This window comes from Pseudomonas sp. 5Ae-yellow (genome assembly GCF_014077575.1).
In the GTDB taxonomy this organism is placed as follows: domain Bacteria; phylum Pseudomonadota; class Gammaproteobacteria; order Pseudomonadales; family Pseudomonadaceae; genus Halopseudomonas; species Halopseudomonas neustonica.
The window spans coordinates 64777-81705 of record NZ_JACGWE010000014.1 but is presented as its reverse complement, the minus strand read 5'-3'; the positions used below and the strand labels follow the sequence as shown (position 1 = coordinate 81705).

Annotated in this window: 13 protein-coding genes; all 13 read left to right on the top strand. The window is 54.5% G+C overall.

The genetic code is table 11. The features are described from left to right. Positions 1-5 precede the first annotated feature (5 nt). The 13 genes from H4J77_RS10825 (at position 6) to efeO (ending at position 16925) form a co-directional block, all read left to right on the top strand. On the top strand, positions 6-1553 hold the full coding sequence (locus H4J77_RS10825) for a glycosyltransferase (protein ID WP_182248333.1): 1548 nt from the start codon (positions 6-8) through the stop codon (positions 1551-1553). Positions 1554-1570: 17 nt separating this feature from the next. After that, complete coding sequence (locus H4J77_RS10820; RefSeq protein WP_182248331.1) at positions 1571-2731, top strand: PilZ domain-containing protein; 1161 nt, start codon at positions 1571-1573, stop codon at positions 2729-2731. A gap of 8 nt (positions 2732-2739) precedes the next feature. After that, the gene (locus H4J77_RS10815) at positions 2740-4176 is read left to right on the top strand and encodes a sel1 repeat family protein (protein WP_182248329.1); all 1437 of its coding nucleotides are present in this window, start codon (positions 2740-2742) and stop codon (positions 4174-4176) included. Beyond that, positions 4173-5552: an alginate export family protein gene (locus H4J77_RS10810; RefSeq protein ID WP_182248327.1), complete on the top strand. Its 1380-nt coding sequence runs from the start codon at positions 4173-4175 to the stop codon at positions 5550-5552. Before H4J77_RS10815 ends, H4J77_RS10810 begins: the two co-directional genes overlap by 4 nt. A 15-nt stretch (positions 5553-5567) precedes the next feature. Continuing rightward, positions 5568-6995 (top strand): MBOAT family protein, encoded by a 1428-nt coding sequence (locus H4J77_RS10805; RefSeq protein WP_182248325.1) that lies wholly within the window; start codon positions 5568-5570, stop codon positions 6993-6995. A 53-nt stretch (positions 6996-7048) separates the two neighbouring features. Then, entirely contained in the window at positions 7049-8110 is a 1062-nt protein-coding gene (locus H4J77_RS10800; protein WP_259364810.1) for an alginate O-acetyltransferase, read from the top strand. Between the two features lie 17 nt (positions 8111-8127). Further along, entirely contained in the window at positions 8128-8778 is a 651-nt protein-coding gene (locus H4J77_RS10795; protein WP_259364809.1) for an alginate O-acetyltransferase AlgF, read from the top strand. A 17-nt stretch (positions 8779-8795) separates the two neighbouring features. Next, positions 8796-10202, top strand: coding sequence for an alginate O-acetyltransferase AlgX-related protein (locus tag H4J77_RS10790; RefSeq protein ID WP_404940769.1), 1407 nt, complete (start codon positions 8796-8798; stop codon positions 10200-10202). 26 nt (positions 10203-10228) lie between these two features. Next, entirely contained in the window at positions 10229-11305 is a 1077-nt protein-coding gene (locus tag H4J77_RS10785) for an alginate lyase family protein (protein ID WP_182248321.1), read from the top strand. Positions 11306-11322: 17 nt separating this feature from the next. Then, on the top strand, positions 11323-12807 hold the full coding sequence (locus tag H4J77_RS10780; protein WP_182248319.1) for a right-handed parallel beta-helix repeat-containing protein: 1485 nt from the start codon (positions 11323-11325) through the stop codon (positions 12805-12807). Between the two features lie 59 nt (positions 12808-12866). Then, positions 12867-14795, top strand: a complete 1929-nt coding sequence (locus tag H4J77_RS10775) for a bifunctional diguanylate cyclase/phosphodiesterase (protein ID WP_182248317.1) — start codon at positions 12867-12869, stop codon at positions 14793-14795. A gap of 141 nt (positions 14796-14936) precedes the next feature. After that, the gene (gene efeU / locus H4J77_RS10770) at positions 14937-15776 is read left to right on the top strand and encodes an iron uptake transporter permease EfeU (protein WP_123890633.1); all 840 of its coding nucleotides are present in this window, start codon (positions 14937-14939) and stop codon (positions 15774-15776) included. A gap of 21 nt (positions 15777-15797) precedes the next feature. Then, on the top strand, positions 15798-16925 hold the full coding sequence (efeO, locus tag H4J77_RS10765; protein WP_182248315.1) for an iron uptake system protein EfeO: 1128 nt from the start codon (positions 15798-15800) through the stop codon (positions 16923-16925). Positions 16926-16929 lie beyond the last annotated feature (4 nt).

Here is a 16929-nt window from a genome sequence, read left to right as displayed (position 1 = left end):
TTTACATGGATGAGTCCAGAGCCGTCCCCGCTGAGGCGCCTGAGTATGCGGCCCCCGGTTTCCATAAGCCGGGTATTCGTAGTTGGTGCGGGTGGATTTTTCTACTTGCGCTGATCGCGCTGGCGTCGAATATGGTTGATCCGAGTTATCTGGATCCGGCGCACAAGAATTTTATTTTTATTATTGGCTTGTTGGGGGTCTGGCGCTATAGCAATGCCTTCACCCATTACATGCGAGGTATGTACTTCCTGCACTGGCGCTTTCCGCGCGTAAGGCGTGCGGTCGAGCGTATGGGCGATGCAGCGCTGCCAACACACATGTACATGGTGGTAACCAGCTTTCGTATCCCAACGGAAACGACCTACAAGGTCTACCGCTCGGTGTTTGAGGAGCTGCAGCGTTTGCCGGTGGCGAGCACGGTTATTGCCTCGATCGTTGAGAAGGCGGACGAAAACTTCATCAAGCAGATCATGCGCGATGTCGTGTCCGAGCGAGATGACATCCGCCTGGTGATCATACGTGCGCGGGGCACTGGCAAACGTGATGGTTTGGCACATGCGTTTCGTGCCTTGTCACGTCGTATGCCGGTTGACGGTGCAGTGGTTGGTGTAGTCGATGGCGATACCATTATGTTGCCCGGCTGTATCGATCGGGCTGCCAAGTTGTTCGCGTATATGCCCAGCGTTGGCGGTGTTACGACCAACGAGTTCTGCGCCGTTGAAGGCAGCCGCATGATGAAAGAGTGGCACACCATGCGCTTCGTCCAGCGGCATATCAATATGTGCTCGATGTCGTTGTCACGCCGGGTGCTGACGTTGACCGGGCGTCTTTCCTTCTTCCGCGCTTCGGTGATGACGGATCCCGAGTTCATCAAGGATGTTGAAGCCGACTTTCTTGATCATTGGCGGCTGGGGCGCTTTCAGTTTCTCACCGGGGATGACAAGTCTTCCTGGTTCAGCCTGATGCGTGCCGGCTGGGATACCTATTACGTACCCGACAGCCACACTCTGACCGTTGAGCATCCACCGGATAGCAATTTCTTCCGTGCGACCCGCCAGCTCATGTATCGCTGGTACGGCAACTCTCTACGGCAAAATTTCCGTGCTACGCGAGAACTGGGTTTTCGTCGTCTGGGGCTATTCGCCAGCTACGTGCTCTATGACCAGCGCGTGTCTATGTGGACCTGTCTTGTGGGGCTGTCGGGGTCGGTCGTAGCGGGGCTGGTATTTGGCATTGAATACCTGATGATTTACCTGTTCTGGATTCTGTTATCACGCACTTTGGTGACGGTGCTGTTTTTCTTCACTCGGCACCCGGTTGATCCGCTGTATCCGTTTGTTCTGTATTACAACCAGATAGTGGGATCGGTGATGAAGGTTTACTCAATGTTCCACATGGATCGACAAAGCTGGACGCGACAGAAAACCACCCTGAGTGGCGGCGTGGACTTCGATGTGACGCTGAACCAATGGACTTCAAAAGCGATGCTGATGTCATCCATCGCCATCTTCTTTGGTGTCATTTCGATTCTTTTGGATGTATCTCAACTCTGAAAATAAGGCCATAGGATATGAGCACTTCGGTTCTTCCAGACAAGGTTGTCCATGAGGCAATCGATGAGCGTCAGCACATTCGTACCCGGATTCCCGCCAAGGCGCAGCTGTTTGGCAGCAAGGGCGAGCCGATCGCCTGTGATGTTCAGGATATTTCGCTGGGCGGTTTAGGACTTCATTGTGCCGAGCCCCTTGAGGTCGGTGGCCTTTATGATGTGGCCATCAACGTAGGGCTAAGCCGCGTTGACTTGAACTTCAAGGCCAAGATCAAAGTGCTGTCGCAAAAGGATGGCATTGTGGGTACTCAGTTTGTCGATCTTGACCCGAAAAAGGCCGATATTCTGCGCTACATCATCTCGTCCTATATGTCTGGCGAAATTGCTGACATCAATGGCTTGTTCAATGTGATGCAGCGGGAAAACTACATCAAGGAGCGCAAGCAGAAGTATCAGCTTGAGCGTACCTTTGGCCAGCGCCTGCGCGCGGGGCTTGGTACCTTGATTTTCCTTGGGCTTGGAGTGCTCGCTCTGCTGTATGTGCTGTTCAAGGCGTATACGCTGTTTTTCCGTATGCCAGCAGCACAGGCGTCGGTGACGACCAGTGCCTATGCGATCAACATGCCGGACAACGGCAACGTCACCTACCTGGTGCCTGAAGGTCAAACCGAGGTGAGCTTGGGGCAGCCGGTTGCCAGTATCTCTACCCAGCTGAGCACCCGTTTGAGCTCGCCGGCCGATATTGCCGCGATGATGGACTTGGCGCCGGATGATGTTGAAGCCTTACTGGGCCGGGCCAATATTGAAACGGTGATTTCCAGCCCCTGCGACTGCACGGTTTATTACTCTGGCGCCAGACTTGATGGTTTTGGCTACAAGGGTGAGCCTTTGATGCAGTTGCTGCCAAAGGATCAGCCGATGACAGTGACGGCCAGCGTGCCCTATGAACAGCTCGACAAGCTCTTCCGCACACGTAAGGTTAGTCTGCAGGTCTATGGCACAGATACCACTGTTGATGGACGGATTATCTCTGCTTCAGTGAATCAGGATCAGATGGTCGTGCTCAAGATTGAGCCGGAAACAGCGCTGTCGCTGGCAGATTATCAGAAGCCGGTGTGGGTGCAGTTCCATCTGGGCCTACCGGGTATGCCTGCGCTTGATGCCATCGAAGAGCTGCGCTAGGAGCCCTTATGCGAAGCTCTATAGCGGTAGTCGCATTCGTTTTAGTGGGCAGCTTGCTGCTTAGCCAGTCAGCACTGGCAGGCAGAAGTCTCAGCCAAATAGAGTATGCGTTGTTTAAAAATCCCTATGCCAGCGTAGAGGCGGACCTGCGCGTGTTGGTTGCTCATGGTGACTTGGCGGCAATGCGGGTTCTGGGCGACGTTCTTGCTTCCACTGGCGGTGGAACGCAGCGTGAGCGCGTGAGGCTTTACCAGGCGTCATTTGCTGATGGCCGTGGTGAGGTTAGAGCGCTGGCGTCCATGGCTCGAATGATGGAAAACGATGCGTACCGGGGTAAGCGATACAAAGCATATTTCCAGCAGGCGCTGAACCAGTATCCGCTACAACGTGATCTGGAAACGCTATCAACCAGCCTGAACATTTTTCTTATCTACCCAGAGCTGTTTGCTCCCGGGTTGGCAGCTGATTTGATTCAGTTGCATCGGCGCTCCTGCCTGATCAACTGTGCCACTGAGTTATACCAAGCTGTACTGGCGGGGCAACAGGGCGAACAAGAAAAAGCCGATCGTCTCTATCGTCAGGCTGTGTTGGTGGATGAGCGTGCGGTTGAGCGTTATTACCGCTTTCTGGCTGATAGGCAGAATGAACTCTTCCCGCTTTTTGCTCAGCAGTTGGCACCGCAAATGACGGCAATGCCGGCGGCATCGGTACACCATATTGGCGTTGTGCTCGATCGTATAGCCGATCTGTGGCGCGCCGACGAGCGCATTGCCGAGCAGCGAAGGCGGCGGCAGGCGTTAGCCGCTGAGACTAAGCTGGAGCCGCAACAGCCTGGCGTTATCGCTGCCTCTGAGGCACTGCGCCGTGAAGCGCTGGGTTGGATTAATGATGCCGCCGCTCGCAAGTGGGTTCCGGCCATGGCCACGCGCTTTTATTTCATGAGCTCTTATCCGGATAACTTCAGCGGTGCTGAAGCCATGCAGTTGATCGATGAGGTCGCTGAGCAGGATCCCGACCGGGCGAAAAGGCTCCGCGTATCTGCACTGATGGTGACTAACTGGAGCACCCTGGACCCAGCCAAGGCACACGAGCTTATTCAGCAGATGATCGCCGAGGGTAAGCCTGGTGGTTATGCGCTACTGGGCGATTTATATAGTCGAGGGGGGCTGGACGAACCAGACCAACAGCGTGCTTTGGCCATATTTGCGGATGTTGCCAAGCTTGATGCGCCCTCTGCTTATTTTAGTCAGGCGCGTATTTATGCGTCTGGTCCGGCAATTTGTAATGACCCAACACGCGCTTATGCATTGGCCGGAGCTGCTTATGAACTGGGCGTTGAGCGTGCTCGCAGCTTAATGAAGGAGCTGGCTGTTCAGTTAACGGATGACGAACGAGCGCGCGCAGATGCTATGCGTGTCGATATTCTTAGGGAGCTTGATATATGAAGGGATTGGCGATTTTGGGGATAAGTGGCAGCCTCCTCTTTTCAGTATCGACATTATTGCTAGCCGCAGAAGAAGAGAGTGCTGCATTGCCAGCGTTGCCTTTTTCCGAGGAGATCATTACCTCGGAAGTACGGCACAAGTTTACCCTGCAAACCGGTTATGGGCCGGCAGAGTCTCAACTTGGTGCCGACCGTGAGAGCTTTTATAGCCTGCGTTATGAGCCGACGTTTATCTGGTACTCGCCCGAGAAGCGCTGGTCGCAGTGGGAGGTTTTCACCCGTGGCTGGTTAGCCTACGACTCCAGTACCAATTCGAGTGCCTTCAGCACAGACGATCGGGATAATATTGAAGGTTTTAATGCAGAGCTACGCGAGTTCTATGTGCGCCGCAACCTGCTGGATGATGATCCGCGTTTTTCTATTGCCGCCGGGCGTCAGCGCTACGCTGACAAGCTCGGGCTTTGGTGGGACGACACGCTCGAATCGGTTCGTTTTGACTATACCGATAGTCTCACCCGCGGATTCTTCGCTTTTGGGCAGAAGTTCTATAACTACAATTCAAAAGTAAATGAGTTGGATGCCCGTGACGAGAAGATCTACAACGCGCTGGGCGACTACGCCTGGCGTTGGCGAGATAACCAATGGGCGGGCGTTCGCTTGAGTTATCAGCAGGATCATTCAGACCAGTCCCTTGACGACCCTACCGATTTCAGTGGCTGGCGCTATGGCGTGTTTGCTACCGGTGAGCTCCTGAGCACGCCACTCATCAGCGACTACCATATCGAGTTTGCCAACGTCGTTGGTACGCGCGACAACATTGATGCGTCTGGCGTTACTGACACTGATATACGCGGTTGGGCGCTGCTGACTGAGTTCGGCCGGCGTTTCTATGACGCGCCATGGCAACCTAGGGTGGTTCTGCGCTCAGGATTGACAGACAAGCCGAGCAACGACGCTGATGGCTTCTTTCTAAACCGCATTCAGTCTGACCGTTTGATCAATGAGCAAACCTACAGCACACGGCTGGTTAGCTCCTTTGTTCGGTTGGACATGCGTAACCTGCTTTATTACGGCGTAGGTGTAGAGACTCAGCCAACTGCCCGCAGTTCGCTGGATATGCGCGTGAGCGACTTGCGTTTGCGTAACAGCAATGGAGCCCTGCCGATTCGCAGCAACGAGCCGCAGGACACCAGCAGCAAGTCGATCGGTCAGGTTCTCGACCTGAACTATTACTGGCAGAGTTTCCCGTTGGCGTACGCTGGTCGGCAATTTGATATGAACACGCTGGTCAGTGCGGGCTACTTTTTTGCTGGCCCGGCCACAGGCGACCTGGACGATGATTATCAGCTGACGCTGAGCATCGTCATGCGTTACTGACAGGGGCGCGCGGCGATGGTCTTCAGTTCCAACGTATTTCTGTTCCTGTTCCTGCCGTTGTTTCTGCTGGTGTATTACGCCGTGGGCAATCGCTGGCGCTCCTGGGTCATTGTGCTGGGCAGCTATCTTTTTTATTCGTGGTGGCGCCCTGATTTTTTACTGCTGTTTGTTGCCATTACCTACTGGAACTACTGGTTTGGTCTGCGCATCAAGGCTTCTCTGGATGCGGACCGCAAGCAGGTTGCTTTCCGTTGGCTAACACTGGGCGTCATTGGCGACCTCTCTACACTGGGTTATTTCAAGTACGCCAACTTTGGCGTGGATGTGATTACCGGTGTGCTGGAGCCACTGGGGATCAATACCTTTACGCTGGAGCACATCATTCTCCCGCTGGGTATTTCGTTCTATGTCTTTCAGGCGCTGAGCTACATCGTCGATATCTATCGTAAGCAGGCCGAACCGACGACCAGTTTTATCGACTTTGCTGCCTACATCGCTTTATTTCCGCAACTGATTGCTGGCCCGATTGTGCGTTACAAGTTGGTGGAGCAGCAGTTTCGCGAGCGAGTTCATTCACTTGAGCTGTTCTCCCTTGGCGCCAGCCGTTTCATGCTGGGTTTTATCAAAAAGGTATTGATTGCCGACTCCCTGGCTTCAATGAGTCTGCTTTTTATCAGTGAGAGCGAGCCGCAGCTGCTGGACTCCTGGATTGGCTTGCTGGCGTCTTTGGTGCAGCTGTACTTCGATTTTTCAGGCTACAGCGATATGGCCATTGGGCTGGGCATGATGATGGGGTTTCGGTTTCCGGAGAACTTCAATCAGCCTTTTCTGGCGCAAAGTATTACGGAGTTCTGGCAGCGCTGGCATATGACCCTGGCAGACTTTCTGCGCGATTACGTCTATCTGCCGCTGGTACGCAAGCGCGTCGCGGGAGCAATGCTGGCTTTGGTCTACACCATGCTGTTGTCGGGCTTGTGGCACGGGGCGAGCTTCGCTTTTATTTTTTGGGGCTTGTTCTTTGGCGTTGGCATGGTAGTGGAGCGGCGGTTGCGCATCGCGACAAAAATCACCACGCCCTACAACGCCTGGCGCAATGCGCGCACCTTTGTGTTGATCTCCCTGAGCATGCCGTTGTTTTTCACTGGCGACTTGCGGCATAGCCTGGATATTTATGCCGGTCTGCTCGGTATGAACGGGGTGGGCAACGTAGCGAGCTATATTTACGGCGCATCAGTGATGTCGATGAGTTTCGTACTGGTCGGTCTGGCGTGGGCGGCAATCGCAGGGAACGTCAATCTGAGGTACTACGCTGACAAGCAGCAACCTTACTTTATGCAGCATGTGCAAGGTGTTAATGCTCTCTTGCTTTGGCTTGGTTTTGCATTGGCGATCACGCGATTGGCTGCCAATTCGTTTTCGCCTTTCCTGTACTTTCAATTCTAGGACCGATCGCCATGCTACCCGTGATGAAAACAGCCAGTAAGGCCAACGGAGTTATGTTCATCCTAATGCTGGTGGGTATGTTCGCTTATTCATTGCCGGCGGTTTTCAACTTTGCGCGCAATCAGACGCAAAGCATGGATATGTTTTTTGACGGCGAGCTGCTGCGCAAGTTTGAGACCTTCTACGACAAGCGACTTTTTTTGCGCGATGCGTCGGTGCAGCAGTGGGCCAATGTGCAATATCTGCTGTTTCATGAGGGCACCAGCGGTGCCGTATTTGGTCGTGATGGCTGGTTGTTCTCTAACCAGGAGTACTTGGTTCCAAATGATTTGCTCGGCAATGTGGATGATCAGCTGGCGCAGATCGCCAAGGTGCGTGCAACCCTGGAGGCGTCGGGCAAACAACTGATCATACTGCCAGTCCCCTTGAAGCTGGACGTTGAACGGCGCCATGCGCTGGAACAGCCCTCTGATCAGCTTTTGGGTCTGCACGATGAGTTTGTCAGCCGCTTGCAGCAACAGCAGGTGGTGGTTAGTCCTGTGCGAGCCACTTTTATGGCGGCGGTCGATGAGCAGGATATGTTTCTGCGCAACGACACTCACTGGAGCCCTGATGGCGCCCGGTTAGCGGCAATGGAGCTGGCACGCCAACACCCTGAGCTGATCGGTGCCCGCCATTATGCGAGTGCGGTGTCCGGCAACAAGGCGGTGAAAGGGGATCTGGTTAATTTTCTTAATTTTGATCCACGACTAAAGCCGCAATATTTCGTGCCTGTTGATATCCAGCTTTACGAAACGCTGGATAGCGAGCAGCGCACAGGGGCTGATGCGCTGTTTGGGGAGGTGCAGCAGAACCTGATGCTGGTGGGCACCAGTTACAGCCGAATTGATGATTGGAACTTTGTCGGCTTTCTCAAGGAAGCATTGCAGAGTGACATGCTGAGTATCGCGGTTGAAGCCAAGGGACCCTTTCAGGCGATGGATGAATTTCTTGCCAGCGACGCGTTGAAAGACCCGGGACTCACCACTGTGATATGGGAGTTTCCGGTGCGCACATTGCTTGCTCAGCGCACCACCTGGCGGATGAAGAACCAGCAGAATTCCACACACTTTTGATCAGGGAAGGGGAAATAATGATGCGTGCGACTCGATGTTTTGCGGCGCTGTTGATGCTCTGGGCAGGCTTTGGGTGTGCGAACGCCCTGGCGCAGGATGCCAATGCCGATCTGTATGACGCCGTGGCACCAGCTAACTCCGCGTTCATCCGCTTGATGAATCTGAGTGACGCCGGAGTAGAGGTTACGTTGACCAGCAAAACGTCAGCTCAGCGAGTCGGTGCCAGCCAGTTTGGTGGCTATCGGTTTGTTGAACCGGGTACTCATCGGATTGGGGTTGCAGGGCAGGCTCTGGAGGTCGAGCTCAAGGCCAATACCGCGAGCACTGTGCTCTATCGTAATGGCGAGCTGGAACTCTTGACTGACGATGTAGTGAATGAGCCAGCACGCGCACAGATCGTTTTCTACAACCTCACAGACACCGATGCCGCGTTGACCACGGTGGATGGTAAAACGCCTGTGGTGGATAGTCGTCCGCCTTTTCAGAACGGCAGCCGTATGGTGAATGAGGTGAAAATCGCTTTTGCCGCCTATGCCGGCGAGCGAAACCTGGTGGCTTATCCGGAGCAATTGCTGCGTAAGGGGCGCTCCTACAGCTATGCGTTGCTGCCGGAGGGCGGTGGATATCGCGGGCTCGCGGTGGCAAACAGTATCGATGCCAGCCAATGATTCACCGCAAAAAAAGGATGAGATACGTGCTGACTCCGTTCATGCGATATACCGCACTATTGTTTGCACTGCAGTTAGCACCGAGTGCCAACGCAGCGGCTGATAGCGACTGTACGGATCTTGATTGCCTGTTATGTCCTGCGATGCAGGATCCGGACAGCTACCTGGAAGGCAATATGAAGTTGATGAGAGAGCTTACGCCGGGCAAGGATCGCTGGTTGTTTCGCTCCGAGGTGGACCTTACCAACTCATTTGGCATGCCCCGTAATATGACTAGCGAGTATGCCCGCTTGATCGCCGCGTTGGCTGACAAGGGGATCGAGCTGGGGATGATATTGCAGCCGACTCGCGGCCTGATGCACCGTGATAAGGTGCGCCCGGACAGGGCGATGGGCTTTGATTATGAGCAGGCTCGTAATAATTACGACGCCTATCTTGCTCAGTTACGCCATGCCGGAGCTCTGGTTCCAGATCTGACCCAGTTGTTGGACCATCCGCCACAGCAGGAGTACTTCTTTCGCCGGGATCACCACTGGACATCTGACGGCGCGCGCGCAACTGCCAGACTGGTTGCTGACTACATTTTGCAGCAGCCAATCTACCCTCAACTTAGCAACAAGCAGTACCTGACTGAAGAAGGTCTGACACAGTATAAGGATGGCACGCTGAATCTAGCGCTGGGCAGCTTGTGTGGTAATGATTTTGGTTTTCAATATGTACCGGGTTATCGCACGGTACCTGCTGTAAACGACGTCAACGCGCTCTTTGATGAGCAACCCGACCCCGAGGTGATTCTGCTGGGTACCAGTAACTCGGCGGCCCGTGATGAAGAAAACAAACAGTTCAATTTCGACGGTTTTCTCAAGGAGTACCTGAGCATCGATCTGCTTAATTTTGCGCGGCCTGGTGCGGGTGAGTATGGCGCTGTGGTTGAGTACCTGAATTCGGCTAGTTATTCGCCCGATTCGCCGCCCAAGCTGATTCTCTGGGAGCTGCCGGCCAACTACACATTGGCTGATCCGCTAATGTATCGGCAGTTGATTCCCGCCATTGAAGGGCAGTGCGCAGAGGGTGAAACCGTTCTCAGCAAGCGACAGGAGCGTAGTAGCCTGAAAGCGGCAGAGCGTATTGAGTTGCTCAGTAATACCGGGGCAGGGCGGCGTTCATTGGGTGGCTACAATGGTTATCTGGACATTCGTATTGGCGACCGCGACGTAAAAGACTTTTATATCATCGTCTATTATGACAATGGCACCCGAGACAAAGTATGGATTCGCCGCGAAGCAATCGTCAGCGGCGGTCAATACTATCTTGAGCTCAGTAAGGCGGCTGAATTCCGCAATGCCAACCTGTTGTCGGTATTCATGGAGCCCACGGAGACATCACAAACACCCACTACGCTGGAGGTTCGTTTATGTCGATAACCCGCTCTTTGCGGTGCGCTCCTATAATGCTTCTGGCGTGCAGTCTGGCAGTGCCTGCGGGCGCAGCAACCTCTATCTGGCCGGCACGCGAGACCAGCCAGTCCGAGCTTATCAGTGATTACCGAAGCTTGCGTTGTCGTCAATCCCCCCCTGCCGCTTACACCGGCTCGCTACAGATAGACAGTAAGTACGATCAGACCGATGCCAGCAAAAGTACGCTGCGGCGGCTGTCGCGTGAATCTGAACAGGTTCGCAAACGGCTCACCGATTATCAGCGTGGGCTGCTGCAGATAGTGACGCGTTTTGAACGGGCAAGCGGGGCTGAAGAGGTCAATTATTCGCTCGCATGTCTGGATCAGTGGCTAGCTGCCTGGGCCGGACCGGGTGCGTTGCTAAGCACCGACACCAGTAGTACTGGTAAGGCGGTTCGCAAGTGGTCATTGGCGGCTATTGCATCGGGGCTGATGAAGGTGCGTGCTCTGTCTGACAACGAATACGAACTGTCGGCTGTGCAGCGCGACTGGCTACGGCGACTGACTGATGCCGTTATTGTGGATTATGGTCCGCGCCAGACACTGTCGTTTGACTGGTTCAATAACCACGATTACTGGGCTGCCTGGGCCGTTAGTGCGTCAGCTATGCTGCTGAATCGTGATGACTACCTGCGTTGGGCCAATACCACCTTGCGCCTCGCCTTTGCCCAAATGGTGCCAGGTCAGAATGGTGACTATATGCAGCTTCCGTTGGAAACTGCGCGGGGAGAGCTGGCGGTTGAGTACACCCACTATGCATTGATCCCCTTGGTCCTTTTAGCCGAAGCCGCCGAGGTCAATGGTAGTCCTTTGAGCGATATGGAGCGACAGCGGTTAGGGCGGCTCGTCAATTTCGCCGTGCTTGGTGTGGCGACGCCCGGGCGTTTACCAGAGCTGTCTGAGCCACAGAAGCGCCCGGGAGGGCACAAGATGATCTGGTTACTGCCGTTTCTCAAGCAGCAGCCTGAGCACCTACTGGCGCAATCTTTGTATCGCGAGGAAAAGGACGAAACAGGCTCCTATAGCCAAGTCGGCGGAGACATCCGCTTTTTCTATATGGATATCGAGTGACCTCAAGGAATCGTCTTATGCGCGCACGCTCCCCGAATCAGGGCTTTCTCATTCTGTTGAGTCTGACCTTGGCACTCCTGTTTGATGCTGGTGTTGCAACGGCACAGGATGTTGGCTCGCTTGAAGTTCTGGACGAGCTTGAGCAGCAGACACAATTGTCGACACAGCTGCTGACCCTAGAGCAGGAGACACAAATAGCGGAAATGCCAATGCCTGTTCCTGTCGGCACTGCGAGGGTTAGTTTACTGACCATGTACTCTGCTCAGCAGGGTAGCTGGCCATTCGAGCCGTTCGTACACAACGGTCTCTTTCGCGCGATCGCGGGCTATCAAAGTCATCACCCACGGGCATTGGTTATTCAGGGTGGCAGCATCACCTTGCAACAGCTCTTCACCCGACTGGCTGATGAAAAGGTACTCAGTCGCCACAAGGACGGCTATTTGCTGCGTTATCCGCTGATGATCGCGCCCGACGCGGCATTACTGGTGGAGAATACGGCGCTCTATCTTTACGGATATTCGGGCACGGCCCTGATCAATCGTGGTTTGTTGAGTCTCAAGAATGCGCACCTGGAAAGTTTCAGCGGCAATCTCGCGCAGTCTACCGATCGGCCTTATCGCCCCTTTTTGATCAACTGGGCTGGCAGTAGTGTGCAGATACAAGGCTCTGAACTGGTTGGTCTTGGTTATAACGAAAACCTGTCACGCGGCGTTACCAGCGCTCGTAGCTCGCAGCAGTCTGCCACCTTGGCGCCAGTGCGCGTATTGATCAGCGATAGTACGTTTGAGGATATGTCTGTTGGTCTGGAGTTGAACCATGCCCTGGCTCGAGTCAGTGACAGCCGTTTCAGTCAAATGCAGCAATACGCTATGGATCTGAGCGACTCCCGCGTATTGATTCGGCATAACCGAATTGATGGTGTTCGCAACCTCAGCGGGATTCGGTTAAGTGGCAACACTGATGGGCGTATTGAAGAAAATCAGATTTTACGTGCTGACAAGAGCGCGATCGAAATAACGGCGCTACGCGGTAGTGTCATCGTGCGCAATAATCAGTTGGGCGCGGGAGTGGGCTATGGCGTGTTGTTACGTGAACTGGGCGCCGATGCGCCCTTGTTGATCGCGGATAACTTCATCGGTAATACCGGACTCAGCGCAATTGATGGCGCCAATGTGCACCAGCTCAGTATAACGGGCAACAGTATTACCGGTACGCCTGAATACGCTATCAGTTTGCGTAATGCCGCGCCGGCAGATGGGCCTGTCACGGTCACTGGTAACCACTTGTGGGGGGTCGGTAAGGCGATGATCCGGGTTCAGGGTATTCACTACGTTGTGCTGGGTGAAAACCAATATCAGGGTAATCCCCTGTTGCAGAATCTGCTGATTGGCGACCTGTTGCCGCATCAGGCGTCACTGCTGGAGATGACGTTGAACCGGGGACAAACGGTTGGCTTGAAAATGGAGCATGTGACGCTGCTACCGCTACCTGCAGAGGGCTGATATTCGCTGCCCGTTATTGCGCAACGATGTGCTGACCTCTGGAGTTGCGCAAGTTTGCGATGCTTAGCCGTTTTCGTATTGCTGAATTCATCTCCACTTATATTGCAGTAAGACCGTTTGGTGTTGCACGCAAGGCGCTACTACTATATCAATATGGCATTGCTGCACTGTCGAGGGTCGGGATGGTTTTAGCGCATTCAGAGTATGTTGGTGCTCCTTTTCCGGAAGGGGAGCAGGCGCGACAGTTGCGTGTGGACGAACTGTGCCTTACCAGCCTTGGCCAAGACCCGGTGTTTGACAAGTTGGTTGAGCTTGCTGCTGAGTGTCTTGACGCCCCGATAGTCCTGATATCGATTCTGGATAATCAGCGGCAGTGGTTTCTTGCCAGAGTCGGCCTTGGGGCGACTGAAACACCGCGTAATCAATCCTTTTGTGCGTATGCCGTTCTGCAGCAAATGCCGTTGCAGGTTACCGACGCCCTGAAAGACCCTCGTTTTGAAAACAATCCACTGGTCACCGGCGACCCCCGTATTCGCTTTTACGCTGGTATGCCCTTGATAACCGAGGATGGTACCGGGCTGGGATCCTTGTGCGTTATAGACACCAAGCCCAGACCTGAGTTAAGCGCGTCTCAGCTATCCATATTGAAGCATCTTGCAGACTTGGTTATGGCGAGAATCATGTCTTTGCGTGAGAGAAGCTTTATCGACGCAACGACTGGGTTACTCAACAGCGAACGTCTGGCTAACGATGTTTTTCTGATGCAGGAGCGTACGGATAATGCCAACGTCATTCTGGTAGACGTGTTTGTGTTGTCTTACGTGAAAGATGTCGTCAAGGCACTTGGGTTTTCTTTCTTCAATCAGTTGATGGTTGAAACGACGCGCAGGCTTCAAGGTTTTTTACCTTCGGGCACCCATTTGTACAAGGCCAGCCAGACCCGGTTTGCGGTAATGATCGAAGATGCTGATGGTAACCTCTGCGAGTCGCTCAGCACGGGATTGCTCGAAGCGCTGCGCGACCCGATTCTCTGTGATGGCATACCTATTCAGACGCAGGCCGCTGTTGGCCTCTTGCCGCTGCATCCTGGCGTGGCTGATCACTCCAACTGGTTACGACTGTCTATAAGTGCCTCTGACTATGCGCGTAGCCTCAGTGATAATTGGGCCTGGTTCAGACCTGAGCTGGATCGAGCGCATCAGCGTTCCTTTGCACTGCTGGGTGGTATTGCTTCGGCGCTTGCGGCCGATGATCAGTTTCGTCTGGAGTATCAACCAAAACTCAGTATGGTCGATGGCCGTTTAACCGGAGTTGAGGCGCTTCTGCGTTGGACTCACCCCGAATTGGGGCGAGTTGGTCCGGCAGAGTTTATTCCCTTGGCGGAAAAAACCGCTCTGGTTCATTCATTGTCGTTGTGGGTTATGGAAGAGGCGTTGCGGCAGATTAGCGACTGGCGTTCACAAGGTCTGGAGTTAACGGTTTCCATCAATATTTCAGCCGGTGATCTGGAATCGCCGGTCTTCGTCGAGCGTTTACAGCAAGCCATGCAGCGTCTTGACGTTGCGCCGCAATGGCTTGAGTTGGAGTTTACCGAGAGCGTGCTGATCCGAAATCCAGGTGTGGTGAATAAGCAGCTGATGCGTCTTCGCGACATAGGGGTGAAAGTCGCGATAGACGACTTTGGTACCGGATATAGCAATTGGTCTTACTTGCGGCAAATAGACGCTTCCGGGTTGAAGCTGGATAAGTCCTTTGTTGATGGGTTGCAGGCAAATACGGCAGATCGGCATATGGCCCAGACGATTATCGAATTGGCGCACAAGCTTGGTTTTCGCGTCATTGCTGAGGGCGTAGAGACGCAAGAGGATTACGATCTGCTTGCATCCTGGGGGTGTGATGAGGTGCAGGGCTACCTGATAGCCAAGCCGATGCCTCCCGAATCACTCTTTAACTGGCTTGCCCAGAGACCTGAGCTAACCGCTAACTGATCTGTAATGAGCAAGCCGCGCTGCATACGTGCACGGCTGCCTGCGGCGCGATGCCACAGGTAAATGCGTTTATTACACATTTTGTAACATGTATGATTCTCATTCCGTATCAGATTCCCTTTTCTGACAAGGTTGAGACTCATGCTTGTTCCCTTTTTGATCATGCTGCGCGAAGGCCTTGAAGCGGCGCTGATTGTTGGCATTATTGCCAGTTATCTGCGCCAGACTGGCCGTGGCGCCTGGATGCCCGCTGTCTGGATAGGTATTTTCCTTGCCGCAAGTCTGGCCTTGTTTGTGGGCGCAGGATTGCAATTTGTCAGCGCCGAATTCCCGCAACGCCAACAGGAAATGTTTGAGGCGGTGGTGGGGCTGATCGCGGTAGCGGTCTTGACCTGGATGGTGTTCTGGATGCGCCGCGCGGCCAAAGGTTTGCGCCGGGAGCTTACGGGCGCTTTGGATAGCGCTTTCGCCAGTGGCCACAGCCACACTTATGCACTGATTGCCATGGTGTTTCTTGCTGTTGCCCGCGAAGGGCTGGAATCGGTTTTTTTCCTGCTGGCCGTATTTCAGCAAAGCCAGGGCAGTGCGGCGCCCGTCGGCGCTTTGCTTGGCGTGGCCTGTTCGGTTGTCGCTGGCTGGGCTTTTTATCGCGGCAGTCTGCGTCTTAACCTCAAGCACTTCTTTCGCCTCACCGGTTTATTCATTCTGTTGGTTGCCGCTGGACTGCTCGCCGGTTCGGTACGCGCTATGCACGAGGCTGGCTGGTGGAATCATGCCCAGCAAGTGCTGTTTGATCTCAATGCCTCGCTGCCGCTGGATACCCCGTTAGGCAGCGTCTTCGCTGGTGTATTTGGTTATCAGCCGGCGCCCAGTCTGAGTGAAGTGGTGGCTTATGTGGGCTACCTGCTTTTCACCCTGTTGATCTTTTTTAGCCCTGATCGCCCTGCGGCTGTTGCTGCGCGGGTCGAGACGGCCAGCTAACACCTGAAGTGAGCTTCTGCGATGTCTGATTCGTCTTCACCGACGCCGTCCTCCGGGTTACTGCGTATGGGTATGGCTCTGGCTGCCTTGTTGATGCTGGCCGCACTGGGTCTGTTCTATCTATCACTGGGCGACGCGCCCGCGTCAGATGCCGAGGGCACCAGCGTTACCATTACCGCCAGTGGCTGCGAGCCTAATGCACTCACGGTTCCGGCTGGGCGTCATCGGTTTACTGTCATCAACGAATCCGAGCGGGCAATCGAGTGGGAGATTCTGGATGGTGTGATGGTGCTGGAGGAGCGCGAGAATATTGCCCCTCAGTTGCATCAGCAGATCACGGCTACCCTGCAGCCGGGTGAATATCAAATGACCTGCGGCTTGCTCAGTAATCCCCACGGCACACTGACCGTCACTGCCGTAGAGGGGCAGGCGAGTATACAAAGCGTATCGGCCAAAACCATGATCGGCCCACTGGCTGAGTACCGGGTCTATTTAATTCTGCAGGGGCGTGAGCTGCAAAAGAGTGCCGAGGCCTTGGAGCAAGCTATTGCCCAGGACGATTTGGCGGCCGCGCAGCAAGCCTTTGTGCAAGCGCGCCTGGTTGATCAGCGCATGGCGTTGGCGGCGGGTATGTTCAGCGATCTGGACCAGCGCCTGAACGCTCGCGCCGACTACTTCGCCGAGCGTGAACAAGACCCGGACTTTGTCGGCTTTCATCGGCTGGCTGAGGGCCTTTTTGTTGCCCGTAGTACTGCTGATTTGGTGCCCGTAGCCAAGCAACTCAGCGCCGATGTGGCGTTGCTGACAGCGCGTTTGCAACGTGATGGTGTACCTGCCTCACAGTTGACCAAAGGTTCGGCTCGTGTGCTGCGAGCCTGGCATGACTATCAGCAATCGCAGCCGCAGTTGAATGCTCGTGAGCTGGCTGACTTGCGTGGTCTGCAGCAAGGCGCAGGCAAGGTGGTTTCCTTACTTTCACCCTTGCTGCAGGGGCAGCCGCAACTGGCTGAGGCGTTGCAACAGAGTAACGATGGCCTGGCGCAAACGCTGCAGGAGGCTGAACCTGATCGTGCCCTTTTGTTGCAGCAGACCGAGCAGTTGACCAGCGCGCTGGCACAGGCCAATGAACAGCTGACCCCGGCGTATTAAGTGC

Coding starts and splice junctions, on each gene's coding strand:
- H4J77_RS10825 (WP_182248333.1), top strand. CDS start 6: ATGGATGAGTCCAGAGCCGTCCCCGCTGAGGCGCCTGAGTATGCGGCC.
- H4J77_RS10820 (WP_182248331.1), top strand. CDS start 1,571: ATGAGCACTTCGGTTCTTCCAGACAAGGTTGTCCATGAGGCAATCGAT.
- H4J77_RS10815 (WP_182248329.1), top strand. CDS start 2,740: ATGCGAAGCTCTATAGCGGTAGTCGCATTCGTTTTAGTGGGCAGCTTG.
- H4J77_RS10810 (WP_182248327.1), top strand. CDS start 4,173: ATGAAGGGATTGGCGATTTTGGGGATAAGTGGCAGCCTCCTCTTTTCA.
- H4J77_RS10805 (WP_182248325.1), top strand. CDS start 5,568: ATGGTCTTCAGTTCCAACGTATTTCTGTTCCTGTTCCTGCCGTTGTTT.
- H4J77_RS10800 (WP_259364810.1), top strand. CDS start 7,049: ATGTTCATCCTAATGCTGGTGGGTATGTTCGCTTATTCATTGCCGGCG.
- H4J77_RS10795 (WP_259364809.1), top strand. CDS start 8,128: ATGATGCGTGCGACTCGATGTTTTGCGGCGCTGTTGATGCTCTGGGCA.
- H4J77_RS10790 (WP_404940769.1), top strand. CDS start 8,796: ATGAGATACGTGCTGACTCCGTTCATGCGATATACCGCACTATTGTTT.
- H4J77_RS10785 (WP_182248321.1), top strand. CDS start 10,229: ATGCTTCTGGCGTGCAGTCTGGCAGTGCCTGCGGGCGCAGCAACCTCT.
- H4J77_RS10780 (WP_182248319.1), top strand. CDS start 11,323: ATGCGCGCACGCTCCCCGAATCAGGGCTTTCTCATTCTGTTGAGTCTG.
- H4J77_RS10775 (WP_182248317.1), top strand. CDS start 12,867: ATGCTTAGCCGTTTTCGTATTGCTGAATTCATCTCCACTTATATTGCA.
- efeU (WP_123890633.1), top strand. CDS start 14,937: ATGCTTGTTCCCTTTTTGATCATGCTGCGCGAAGGCCTTGAAGCGGCG.
- efeO (WP_182248315.1), top strand. CDS start 15,798: ATGTCTGATTCGTCTTCACCGACGCCGTCCTCCGGGTTACTGCGTATG.